The following is a 12,414-nucleotide window of genomic DNA, read 5'->3' as shown; positions in this document are numbered from 1 at the left end:
GGCTTACTATGAAAGCACAAATACAATCCTTCGGCCGCTTCCTCAGCAGTATGGTCATGCCGAACATCGGCGCCTTCATCGCCTGGGGTCTTATCACGGCACTCTTCATTCCCAGTGGCTGGCTGCCAAACGAACAGTTAGCTAAAATGGTCGGACCGTTCCTGACCTACGCTCTTCCCTTACTCATCGCCTTCCAAGGCGGCAAGATCGTCGGCGGCCTTCGCGGTGCCGTCATGGGCGCCATCGCAACGGTCGGCGTCATCACCGGTACGACATACACCATGTTCTTAGGAGCCATGGTCATGGGTCCGCTGGCAGGCCTTGTCATCAAAAAATTTGACCAAGCTGTCGACGGCCACATCAAACCGGGTTTTGAAATGCTCGTCAATAACTTCTCCGTCGGTATCCTGGGCATGATCATGGCCATCATCGGCTTTGAACTGATCGGTCCGGTCATGGGCGTCATCCTGGCCTTCTTGACGGCAGGCGTTCAATTCCTCTTGCAGGCCGGCATCTTCCCCCTCATCGGTCTCTTCGTAGAACCGGCAAAAGTCCTGTTCCTCAACAACGCCATCAACCACGGCATCTTCACTCCCCTTGGCGCTGAACAAGTAGCCGAATCGGGTAAATCCATCTTCTATATGATTGAAACTAACCCTGGACCCGGCGCCGGCGTCCTCTTAGCCTACTGGTTATTTGCCAAAGACAAGATGACCCGCCAATCCGCCCCCGGTGCTTTAATCATCCACTTATTCGGCGGCATTCACGAAATCTATTTCCCGTACATCCTCATGAACCCGGCCCTTCTCTTAGCCACCATCGGCGGCAGCGTAGCAGCCCTGTTCTACAACATGATCTTTGACCTCGGTCTTTCCGGCCCGCCGGCTCCCGGCAGCCTCATTTCCTACCTGGCTATGGCGCCTAAGGGCTCGACCTTAGCCGTCATCTTAAGCATCGTCATTGCAACGGTCGTTTCCTTCGTCATCGCATCGCCCATCATCAAACTGTCCAATGCAAAATCGGGTGAATCCCTCGAAGAAGCCCAGCAGAAGATGCAGGATATGAAAGCCGAATCGAAGAATGCAGCCGCAACGGCTCCTGTATCCGTCGATTTAAAACATATCACCAACGTCGTCTTCGCCTGCGATGCCGGCATGGGTTCTAGTGCCATGGGCGCCGCCGTCCTGCAGAAAAAATTCAAAAAAGCAGGACTGACCGACATCACCGTCAGCCACGCATCCGTTTCTGAAGTTCCGGCAGATGCACAACTCGTCGTTTGCCACAAAGACCTGGCCGAACGAGCCAAAGCCAGCGCTCCCCACGCCCGTCTGATTACGATTACTAACTTTATGGCAGCTCCCGAATACGGCATGCTCGTCGATGAATTAGCAGCTGCCCGCAATGAAAAATAGAAGGAGACGTTCTCTATGAATACCATTTTACAGAAGAAAAATATCATCCTGAACTGCCCGCCTCAGCCCAAAGAAGATATCATCAAAAAAATCGGAAAGATTTTCTCTGAGGATGGCTACACCAGCGAAAAATACACCCAGGCTATGCTCGATAAAGAAGAAGTATTCAATACGGCTATCGGCAACGCCGTCGCCATTCCCCACGGCATTGAAGCCAGCAAAGGGGAAGTCAAAAAATCGGGTCTGGTCGTCATGACCTTCCCGGACGGCACCGACTGGGGCGGCGAAACGGTAAAGCTCGTCATCGGCATTGCCGGCGTCGGCGATGAACACCTCGATATTCTGAGCAACATCGCCATTACCTGCTCCGATGAAGACGACGTCGAAGACTTGCTTCACAGCTCGGCCGACGACATCTTCAATACCTTTGCAAACCTCGAAGCCTAATCATTTGCTTCGTTACTCAATATTAACGTCTACATCTACTTACCTATTTAGGAGGATTTTACCATGAAAACAAAAGCAGTCAGAATGTACGGTACCCGCGATTTACGTTTAGAAGAATTCGAACTTCCGGAAATCAAAGACGATGAAATTTTAGCGAAAATCATTACCGACAGCATCTGCATGTCGACATACAAACTCGTTGAACAGGGCAAAAACCACAAACGAGCTCCCCAGAACATCGATACCAACCCGATCATTACGGGTCATGAATTTGCCGGTGTCATCGTAAAAGTCGGCAAAAAATGGCAGGATCAGTTCAAACCGGGCATGCGTTTTGCTCAGCAGCCGGCCTTGAACTACAAAGGCAGCCTGGCCTCCCCTGGCTATTCTTATGAATTCTTCGGCGGCGACGCTACGTACTGCATCTTCCCTCATGAAGTCATGGAATTAGGCGCTCTCATGCCTTACGAAGGAGAAAGCTTCTTCGAAGCCTCCTTGGGCGAACCCATGAGCTGCATCATCGGCGGCTATCATGCCAACTACCATACGAATAAACAGAACTACGACCACGCTATGGGCACCAAAGAAGGCGGCAACATCATCATCCTCGGCGGCTGCGGCCCCATGGGTCTCGGCGCAGTAAGCTACGGCATCAACTATAAAAACAAACCGAAACGCATCGTCGTCACCGATATCAATGATGCCCGCATCGCCAGAGCCAAAGAAGTCGTATCCCCGGAATACGCAGCCGAAAACGGCGTCGAACTCATCTACGTCAACACGTCCAACATGGACACGGCTTATGACGAACTCATGGCCCTCACCGATGGCCACGGCTACGACGACGTCTTCGTCTACACCCCGATCCGCGCCGTTGCTGAACTCGGCAACCGCCTCTTGGCCTTTGACGGATGCCTCAACTTCTTCTCCGGCCCGACGGACAAAAACTTCAGCGCTGAAATCAACCTTTACGACTGCCACTACACCAGCACCCATATCATGGGCACGACAGGCGGCAACAACAATGACCTCATCGAAGCCAACACCCTGGCAGCCAAAGGCATCATCGATCCGGCCGTCATGGTAACACACGTCGGCGGCATCGACAGCATCGCTGAAACGACTTTGAATCTTCCCAACATCCCTGGCGGCAAAAAACTGGCTTATACCCAGTTCAACATGCCCATGACAGCTATCGAAGACTTCGCTAAACTCGGCGAAAAAGACCCGTTCTTCTTAGAACTGGACAAATGCTGCAAAGCCCATAAGGGCCTGTGGAACGGTGAAGCTGAAAAAATGATTCTCAAACACTTCAACGTCGAAATCTAATTACGCTTTCCTTCTCAAATTCTCTATACATTAGGAAAAAGCCTTGTACCTGATGACTCCGGTCATCAGGTACAAGGCTTTTTTCATGCAATATTATCCGTGCGATTTAGTCAATACTTTTCGTCCCCATCTATTTTCGGATATCGGCCACGACTTGTTTATAGGCCTCGATGAGGATATTGAAGTCGAGATTGTGGGCGATGCCGTCGTAACCTTGAGCAATATAGTCTCTGGCCTGATTGGTCGTACCGGTAAAGATATAGCAAAGCTTTCCGGCGTCGTGACAAGCTTTCAGGATCCGATCCGTGGCTTCTTTAAAAACCGGGGTCTCAAATTGGCCTGGGATACCGAGACAGGTTGAAAGATCGTAGGGACCGATGAAGATGCCATCTAATCCTTCAATTTGAACGATGTCTTCGATTTGCTCCAAGGCTTCCTTCGTTTCACACTGTGGCATGACTAAGAGCCGTTCATTGCTGTTGGCATAATACTCTTCCAACGTCTCCGTTGCCGCCCAAGGAGCGTTGCCAAAATGGGTTCCCCGCCCTTTGATGAACCCTCGCTGCCCAATGGGCGCGTATTTAGCCAAGGCTACGGCTTTCTTAAAATCATCGAGTTCTCGAAGACAAGGTAAAATAATGGCCTGAGCTCCGCAGTCAGCCGCCCGCTGGATGTCTTTATGGTCGACATTGGCCAGGCGCACGACGGGCACGAGGTGGACCAATTCAGCAGCTCGGATGAGGTTCATCATTGTTTCCGTATCAAAAGGGCCGTGCTCCGTATCGATGACGACAAAATCAAGACCCGTATAGCCGAGACACTCCACTTCCGACATATTCCCCATACTGACAAAAGTACCGATAGCTGCACTTTTAGCCGCCGCCAAATCACGCAGACGATTTAAAGACATAACAAATCCTCCTTATACTAAGAAAACTTATGATTCCCTTCGCAAGGCAAAGGTTATGTTAATGCTTCAACAGCGGTGCCTCGAACAACGGATCGGGACCATAGCGATTGGGACCGTCTGTCCCTTTGGCAAATACCAAGTAAAGCGAGACGATAACATCGGCAACGGGAACGAATAAAAAGAGATAGAACCAGCCGCTTTTATCAAGATCATGGAAGCGCCGAATGGTCAGCATGACACCGGAAACGGTAATGGCAATCGCAGCGGGAACCACCAATATCATCAATGGGAAAATAACCACAGATAGGATGACCAGAACTACAAAAACAAAGATTTCCGCAAGGCTTCTAAAGAAATACCGCTTACGATTGAGACGCCCGTGATAGGAAAAGTATTGTTCCTTAATCGTATAGTCATTAGCTGGGTTTTTATCATAATAATCCCGATTAGGAAATACACGGAAGTCGGAGTTAGGCTCAACATCGACTTCTCCTGAAGGCATCCCAACTTTCTTTCCACAATGACCACAAAACTTCGCCCCTTCAGCCAAGGGAGCCCCACAGTATGAACAAAACTTATCCATCTAAAAGCCTTCTTTCCAACGTATTATGTTTATTCTTTTATAATAAATTATACCATAACAAAATACAATTTTTTCTTTACGTATACATAAAAAAACCGTAGCAGCAACAAAGGCGGCTACGGTCTTCACAACGCATAAAGGCCGGATACTTCACAGTCTCTGTACGTTTTATTCATATGTCAAGCAACCAGGGCTACGGCGCAAGAGGTGTACTGATATGGATAATACAAAAACAGATGCCATCCATAAAGAAACTTTGGGATGCCGGAAGTTTCTTTATCAGCCGGCAAACTGGCTGTCCAAGGGATCGGCGCCATACTGGTTCGGACCAGGGGTCCCTGCCGCAAACAGCAAGTACAGGGCCACGAAGAAGTCGATGATGGGGATAAACATCAACAGATAAAACCAACCGCTCCGGTCGAGATCATGGCAGCGACGGATGCCCAACATAATGGCACTGATAGAGGCAATGAAGGATACAATATAAGCCAGATATTCAGAAACTTGTACCAATAAGGTCCCTAAAATGGAAGCAAGAATCATAACGACGAGAATTCTTAAAAAATAGCGCAGTCTGTTAAGTCGTCCGGTGTAGGAAAAGTATTTTTGTATCATGAGTTCTCCTTTTAATTAAAAATCCAAGAAACGATAGATACTCCATATCAAAATAACTTACATACGGCCTGAACTATTAGCCCCTCTCGTCTGATGGTAACATATTTCGTCTTTTTTCTCTATATATTTTACAAACAGTTTTCATAAAAACTTATTTTCGGCAAAAATCCTTTCCGTCAGGCTCTGTATTTGCGTAAATACGATGCGTAGTAAAATTCATCGGTCGTCATATTTACCAACCGCATCCCTTCGACGATTCCTAAAAATCCGGGAATGAAGGTCCAGCAAAACAGCACATAGACATAGCCTCGCCGATTGCGCTTCATGTAAAAGTGCTGAAGGCCAAAGGAACCTAAGAAGAAGGCCAGTGCCGCCGTAATCAGCCGTTCTTCATTGATTTTGTGGCGCAGTTCCGGTGTGATGGATGAAAAGGTACCGTCCGTATAGGCATCGAAGCGGTTGGAGGCTCGTTGTTTCCACCGCGAAAAGGCGCTTTGCCGCCGCTTTCCCGAACCGGAACCATTTTCCCGATAGACACCCCGATTGGCTAAATTGCGGGTCATAGCGACGACTTCCCCGTCAATCACCTGCAGTTCTCCCTGCAGGACCTCGGTAAATTGATTTTCATAAGCTTCGTCCATCTGGGTCAGCAAAGTTCTTACCTTCTGCTTTGTCGCCACCACCTTCTGGGTTTTAAGGCCCGTCGCGACGAGCTGCTTATATTTGTGGACCAAAAAGACGGCTCGGTCCTGATAGTAATGAATAAAAGGATCGGCTAAGGGAATCCGTTCCGGATACTGCTGCAAGTAGTAGAGGAGATTACGGGCAATATGCTGCATATTGGCAGCCGTTTCTTTAAGGTCCGGATCGGTCAAGTCCCACCGCTCACCTTCCATACGATTAAAATCGGCTACGGCTTTTTCAAAAGAAGCATCATATTGGCCGCCCGACTTTCCCTTCCGCCGTGTAAGTTTCAAGGACAACAGGCGGGGCTGCCGTTCCAGTCGATAGAGAATATAGAGGGAAAGAATGATGCCCACAGTCCCGACGGGGCGATTATAAAAGAACCAGGCCCCTCCGCCTATGGCCATACACAAAAAAGAAAAGACGTATAAAATATAATTCAAATGAATACCTCCTTCATCACCTGTTCTTTATTGTATCAAAGTAGAGGCAGTCATGCAAAAGTCCTCACAGACAGAAAAAACCCGCACGAATCGAGAGAAGCGTGCGGGGAAATGGAAATCCAATTTATTTTACAACAGCATTGTTGATGATGGCTAAGAAGTCATCGGCTTTGAGGCTGGCACCGCCAACGAGGCCGCCGTCGATATCGGCAGAACCAGTCAGTTCAGCGACGTTGCCGCCTTTAACGCTGCCGCCGTAGAGGACGGATACGTCTTCAGCTGCAGCTGCGCCGTAGAGGGCAGCCAATTTTTTGCGGATAATGGCGCAAACTTCTTCAGCCTGAGCCGCGCTGGCCGTCTTGCCCGTGCCGATAGCCCAGATCGGTTCATAAGCGATGACAACTTTTTTAATGTCAGCTTCAGAAATGCCTTTGAGGGCATTTTCAATCTGGCCTTCGATCCAAGACTGCATGATGCCTTCTTCGCGCTGTTCGAGGGTTTCGCCGCAGCAAACGATCGGCGTCAAGTTGTGAGCGAGAGCGGCTTTGGTCTTCTTGTTGACCGTTTCATCCGTTTCATTGAAATAGGTCCGGCGTTCGGAATGGCCGAGGATGACGTGTGTTACGCCGATATCGACGAGCATGGCCGGCGAAACTTCGCCCGTGAAGGCGCCATTTTCTTCCCAGTGCATATTCTGAGCAGCGACGTGAATAGCCGTGCCTTTGGTCATTTCAACAGCCGTCGAAAGATACGGGAAAACGGGAGCGATGACGACTTCAGCTTTTACGTCTTTGGGCATTTTTTCGATGAGGCCCTGGATCGTAGCCTTAGCGTCTGCGCCTAAATGATTCATTTTCCAGTTACCGGCAATAATAGTTTTACGCATAATAAATTTTCCTCCTTGGCCAGATCTGCCCGGCCCCTGTCCCTCAGGAGCATGCCGTCAGGACAGTGGAAGTTCCGGGCATCCGGCGTATGTATATGAAATAGTATGAAACGACTTATTTATCGCTCAAAGCAACGACGCCCGGGAGCTGTTTGCCTTCGAGGTATTCGAGGGAAGCACCGCCGCCCGTCGAGATGTGGCTGATCTTGTCGGCAAGACCGGTCTTGTTGACAGCCGAAACGGAGTCACCGCCGCCGACGATAGAAACAGCGTCGGAATCAGCAACGGCTTTAGCAACGGCTTCCGTGCCTTTGGCGTAGTTTTCCATTTCAAAGACGCCCATAGGACCATTCCAAACGATGAGTTTCATGGAAGCCAATTCTTTGGCAAAGAGTTCCTGGGTCTTGGTGCCGACGTCGAGGATCATCCAATCGGCCGGAACGGCATCGACGGAGACGACTTTGTGGTCAGCGTCGTTTTTGAATTCAGCAGCGACCATGACGTCGACCGGAAGGAGCAGTTTCGTGCCCTGTTCTTTAGCCTGGGCGATGAGTTCTTTAGCCAAGTCGATTTTGTCGGCTTCGACGAGAGATTTGCCGATGCCATAGCCCTGGGCAGCCAAGAAGGTGTTGGCCATGCCGCCGCCGATGATCATGAGATCGACTTTCGGCAAGAGGTTGGAAATAACTTCAATCTTATCGGATACTTTAGCGCCGCCGATGATAGCTGCGAAGGGATGAGCCGGGTTATCGACAGCACCGCCGATGAAGCGGATTTCTTTTTCGAGGAGGAAGCCCGAAGCCATGGGCAGGAACTGAGTGATGCCGGCAACGGAAGCGTGAGCGCGGTGGCAGCAGCCGAAAGCATCGTTGATGCCGACTTCAGCCAAGGAAGCGAGCTGACGAGCGAAATCTTCACCGTTCTTTTCTTCTTCCTTATGGAAACGGAGGTTTTCCAAGAGGAGAACTTCGCCCGGTTTGAGAGCGTCGGCCATGGCCTTCGTTTCAGCACCGACACAATCGGGAGCAAATTTGACGTCGACGCCGAGGAGTTCAGACAGGCGTTTTGCGACGGGTTTCAAAGAATACTTTTCGACAACCTGTCCCTTCGGACGGCCAAGGTGGCTGGACAAGATGACAGCCGCATTGTGTTCGAGCAAGTATTTAATCGTCGGCAGCGTCTTCTGGATACGCGTATCGTCAGTGATATTGCAGTTTTCATCAAGGGGTACGTTAAAGTCTGCACGGACAAAAACGCGTTTGTTTTCGACATTGACGTCGGTGATTGTTTTTTTCATGAATAGGTTCCTCCTCTAATTAAAGCAGTTGTATGATTTTTTCAGCCGCCCCTTCGTCAGTGACCAGCGTGCCCGTATGGCAGGCCCGCATGACGCCGACGATGGCTTCGGCTTTGCTAGCACCGCCGGCTACGGCGATGACGTGAGGGTGATATTTTATTTCTCGCAGCGAGATACCGATATTATTCGTACCATATAAAATCTTGCCGTCGAGGCCGCAGTAGCAGCCAAGGGATTCGCCGCAGGCGCCAAGGCTGTGCAGGGCATCGCGTTGAAGGTTGGTCATGCCCCTTTTTCTGGCCATGCGGTCGGCTCGGCCAATACCAAAGATAACGACCTGGGCCCTGGCCGTCATAGCCACGTTTTCCTGGGTCTGACGGTCGGCCTTGAGCATCATCTGCAGGGCTGAATCGCTGAGCCCTTCGGGGATGTGAATCATCCGGTACGAGCTGTGGGTCTTAGCCGCGACATTGGCCGCAATGTAGTTGGCCTGTACTTCGACGTGGTTACCCATGCTGCCCCGGGCCGGCAAAATGGTCACATTGGCCAGGCATTCCGGCAGCATCCGGGCCACTTCGGCCATGGTCGAACCGCCGCTGATGGCGACGGTATCGACACTGCCAAAGAGATCATTTAAGAGCAGGGCACCGCGGCGCCCCAATTCTTCCTTAGCCGTCTTATCGCTGTCACTGTCGCCGGGAACGATGTAGACATTTTTCAGACCCAGCTTCTGCCGGATCTGACGCTGGATGTCATCGAGGTTATTCAGGCGCAGGAAGCATTCCAAGAGGTCCGGCATGAGTCGCTTTCCTTCCGGCTCCATGGCAATGCCCAGCGTCGTAAAGCGGACGATGCCGCTGCGGCGCAGGACGTCGACATGAGAGCGGACGACGCGTTCAGACAATCCGGAAAGGCCGGCCAAAGTCCGGCGTCCGACCGGTTCGGCGTCGGCAATATGCCGCAATAGTAAATATCGTTCCTTAATGGTCCCCATAACATCGGGAGCTATTTTTTGAAAGATACTCAGCGTATCTTGTTCCATCTTACTCTCTCCCTTCGCAATGCGGCAGAACGACGGAGATCATCACTGATCAAGCAGGCTCTTGCCTGTCATTTCACTGGGAATATCCATTCCGGCCAGGGTCAGCATCGTCGGAGCGACATCGGCTAAGATGCCGTCGTGGAGATGTTCATTCTTGTGTTCTTCACTGACCAAGATGCACGGTACGTGATTGGTCGTATGAGCCGTATAGGGGCTGCCCGTTTCGGGATCAGCCATCTTTTCTGCATTGCCGTGGTCAGCGATGATGAGCAGCTGGCCGTCGACAGCGCGGAGTGCTTCGACGATTTTACCGACGCAGGTGTCGACGGTTTCAACGGCTTTGACAGCCGCTTCAAAGACACCGGTGTGACCGACCATGTCGGCATTGGCAAAGTTGAGCATAATCATGTCGTATTTATCGGCTTTGATCTGTTCGATGACTTTTTCCGTAACGATAGGTGCGTTCATTTCCGGCTGCAGGTCATAGGTAGCAACCTTCGGGGACGGTACCAAGATACGGTCTTCGCCCTGATTCGGTTCTTCTTCGCCGCCGTTGAAGAAATACGTAACGTGAGCGTATTTTTCCGTTTCAGCAATGCGCAGCTGGGTCTTGCCGGCTTTGGCCAGGACTTCGCCCAAGGTATGCGGAATCCGTTCCTTGTCGTATACGACGTGAGCCGGAAGATCATCTTCATAGCGGGTCATGGTCGCAAAGTAGACGTCCAATTTCTTCGGACGCGGGAATTCGGCAAAGTCGGGAACGACGAAAGCCGTCGTCAGCTGACGAGCCCGGTCGGGGCGGAAGTTGAAGAAGACGACGCTGTCCCCATCTTCAACGGGGTGTTTATGGATGACCGTCGGAACGACGAATTCATCGGAAACGTCGGCTTCATAAGAATGTTTCAAGCACGTGGCTGCATCTGGTTCCTGCGGTCCTTCTGCCAAGGCTACGGCATCGTAAGCTTTTTCAACGCGTTCCCAGCGTTTATCGCGGTCCATGGCGTAATAACGACCGCTGATGGTGGCGATTTCGCCAACGCCGAGTTCTGCGCATTTATCTTCGAGTTCCTTCAAGAATTCGCCGGCACTGCGGGGCAATACGTCGCGGCCGTCGAGGAAGGCATGGACATAGACTTTTTTCAAGCCAAAGCGTTTGGCCATTTCAAGAAGGCCGAAGAGGTGCTGTTCACTGCTGTGAACGCCGCCGGGAGATACGAGGCCCAATAAATGGAGCGCCGAATCGTTCTTCTTGGCGTTTTCCATAGCGCCGACCAGGGCCGGCTTTTCAAAGAAGGGACCTTCTTTGATGTCTTTGGTGATTTTAGTCAGGGCCTGATATACGATGCGGCCGGCACCGATATTGAGATGGCCGACTTCGGAGTTGCCGATCTGGCCGTGAGGCAAGCCGACATCTTCACCCGAAGCACCGAGGAAGGAATGGGGATATTCTTTCCAAAGTTTCGGCAGGACCTTGAGGTCTGCCTGGGCTACGGCATTATCTTTTTGGATATCGCTGCAGCCAAAACCATCCATGATGATTAACATTACTGGTTTTTTATTTGCCATTGTAGTGTTTTACTCCTTTTTGTAGTAAAGAAAAACAAAAGGGGCTGTCGCCGCAGCGACAGCCCCTTTCAGCGCTTTTCGATGTTTCAATCTGATTTGTAACGGGAGGCTGTTTACCCGTTGGGAAATGCGTCGCTACAAATTAGTGTTTGCTGTTGTAATCGTTCATTACGGCAATGAGGTTGAGGACCTTGTTGGAGTAACCGATTTCATTGTCGTACCAGGAAACAACTTTAACGAAAGTATCCGTCAGGGCGATACCGGCTTTAGCATCGAAAATGGATGTAAGCGGGCAACCGAGGAAGTCGGAAGAAACAACATCTTCTTCAGTGTAGCCGAGGATGCCTTTCAATTCGCCTTCGGAAGCTTTTTTCATAGCTGCGCAGATCTCATCATACGTAGCCGGTTTTGCGAGGTTAACCGTGAGGTCGACGACGGAAACGTCGAGGGTCGGAACACGCATGGACATACCGGTCAATTTGCCATTCAATTCAGGAATGACTTTGCCTACAGCTTTAGCAGCACCCGTGCTGGACGGAATGATGTTGCCGGCAGCTGCACGGCCACCGCGCCAGTCTTTCATGGACGGGCCGTCAACGGTTTTCTGAGTAGCCGTCGTGGAGTGAACGGTCGTCATGAGGCCGTCTTTGATGCCGAAAGCATCGTTGAGGACTTTAGCGATCGGAGCCAGGCAGTTCGTCGTGCAAGATGCGTTGGAGACGATGGTCTGGCCTTTGTATGTGTCGGTGTTAACGCCGCAAACGAACATGTCTGCCTGACGGCCGTCTTCACCCTGTTTGGAAGGAGCGGAGAGAACAACATATTTAGCGCCTGCTGCCAAGTGTTTTTCAGCGAGGTCCATGGTGAGGAAACGACCAGTCGATTCAACGACGTATTCAGCGCCGACTTCGTCCCATTTGAGGTTAGCCGGATCCATTTCAGCCGTTACGCGGATTTTTTTGCCGTTGACGATGAGCTGGCTATTTTTGGCGTCAACTTCAATCGTGCCATCGAAGCGACCATGCATGGTGTCGTATTTGAGCATGTATGCCAGGTATTCAACCGGGCCGAGGTCGTTGATGCCTACGATTTCGATATCATCGCGAGTCTGTGCTGCGCGGAAAACAAAACGACCAATACGACCGAAACCATTAATACCAACTTTAATCATTGTCGATACACTCCTTTTAAAAACGAAAA

The 12,414-nt window shown here is 50.8% G+C and carries 12 protein-coding genes; 3 read left to right on the top strand and 9 right to left on the bottom strand.

Going from position 1 to position 12,414, the window contains the following annotated elements; translation table 11 throughout:
* Window positions 1–8 precede the first annotated feature (8 nt).
* From HMPREF3201_RS00765 to HMPREF3201_RS00755, 3 genes are all read left to right on the top strand, one after another.
* A complete protein-coding gene (locus tag HMPREF3201_RS00765; protein WP_062411268.1) occupies window positions 9–1,412 on the top strand; it encodes a PTS mannitol transporter subunit IIBC in 1,404 nt (467 codons plus the stop codon).
* Between the two features lie 15 nt (window positions 1,413–1,427).
* Window positions 1,428–1,859, top strand: a complete 432-nt coding sequence (locus HMPREF3201_RS11950; protein ID WP_044505116.1) for a PTS mannitol transporter subunit IIA — start codon at window positions 1,428–1,430, stop codon at window positions 1,857–1,859.
* 63 nt (window positions 1,860–1,922) lie between these two features.
* On the top strand, window positions 1,923–3,188 hold the full coding sequence (locus HMPREF3201_RS00755; protein WP_062411267.1) for a zinc-binding dehydrogenase: 1,266 nt from the start codon (window positions 1,923–1,925) through the stop codon (window positions 3,186–3,188).
* Between the two features lie 130 nt (window positions 3,189–3,318).
* On the opposite strand, the gene HMPREF3201_RS00750 is transcribed toward HMPREF3201_RS00755, so the two are convergent.
* The 9 genes from HMPREF3201_RS00750 to gap form a co-directional block, all read right to left on the bottom strand.
* A complete protein-coding gene (locus HMPREF3201_RS00750; RefSeq protein ID WP_062411266.1) occupies window positions 3,319–4,098 on the bottom strand; it encodes an HpcH/HpaI aldolase family protein in 780 nt (259 codons plus the stop codon).
* Between the two features lie 58 nt (window positions 4,099–4,156).
* Window positions 4,157–4,681, bottom strand: a complete 525-nt coding sequence (locus tag HMPREF3201_RS00745) for a DUF805 domain-containing protein (protein WP_062411265.1) — start codon at window positions 4,679–4,681, stop codon at window positions 4,157–4,159.
* 279 nt (window positions 4,682–4,960) lie between these two features.
* The gene (locus HMPREF3201_RS00740; protein WP_062411264.1) at window positions 4,961–5,296 is read right to left on the bottom strand and encodes a DUF805 domain-containing protein; all 336 of its coding nucleotides are present in this window, start codon (window positions 5,294–5,296) and stop codon (window positions 4,961–4,963) included.
* 176 nt (window positions 5,297–5,472) lie between these two features.
* The gene (locus HMPREF3201_RS00735; protein WP_062411263.1) at window positions 5,473–6,423 is read right to left on the bottom strand and encodes a 5-bromo-4-chloroindolyl phosphate hydrolysis family protein; all 951 of its coding nucleotides are present in this window, start codon (window positions 6,421–6,423) and stop codon (window positions 5,473–5,475) included.
* Window positions 6,424–6,547: 124 nt separating this feature from the next.
* On the bottom strand, window positions 6,548–7,309 hold the full coding sequence (tpiA, locus tag HMPREF3201_RS00730; protein ID WP_062411262.1) for a triose-phosphate isomerase: 762 nt from the start codon (window positions 7,307–7,309) through the stop codon (window positions 6,548–6,550).
* 115 nt (window positions 7,310–7,424) lie between these two features.
* Window positions 7,425–8,606, bottom strand: coding sequence for a phosphoglycerate kinase (gene pgk, locus HMPREF3201_RS00725; protein WP_062411261.1), 1,182 nt, complete (start codon window positions 8,604–8,606; stop codon window positions 7,425–7,427).
* Window positions 8,607–8,625: 19 nt separating this feature from the next.
* On the bottom strand, window positions 8,626–9,648 hold the full coding sequence (locus HMPREF3201_RS00720; protein ID WP_062411260.1) for a sugar-binding transcriptional regulator: 1,023 nt from the start codon (window positions 9,646–9,648) through the stop codon (window positions 8,626–8,628).
* Between the two features lie 42 nt (window positions 9,649–9,690).
* Window positions 9,691–11,214 (bottom strand): 2,3-bisphosphoglycerate-independent phosphoglycerate mutase, encoded by a 1,524-nt coding sequence (gpmI, locus tag HMPREF3201_RS00715; RefSeq protein ID WP_062411259.1) that lies wholly within the window; start codon window positions 11,212–11,214, stop codon window positions 9,691–9,693.
* Window positions 11,215–11,356: 142 nt separating this feature from the next.
* A complete protein-coding gene (gene gap, locus HMPREF3201_RS00710; protein WP_044505124.1) occupies window positions 11,357–12,385 on the bottom strand; it encodes a type I glyceraldehyde-3-phosphate dehydrogenase in 1,029 nt (342 codons plus the stop codon).
* Window positions 12,386–12,414 lie beyond the last annotated feature (29 nt).

The sequence above is a fragment of the Megasphaera sp. MJR8396C genome (assembly GCF_001546855.1).
Lineage (GTDB): Bacteria > Bacillota > Negativicutes > Veillonellales > Megasphaeraceae > Megasphaera.
The sequence above is the reverse complement of the archived record's forward strand: the minus strand, read 5'-3'. Positions and strand labels throughout refer to the sequence as shown.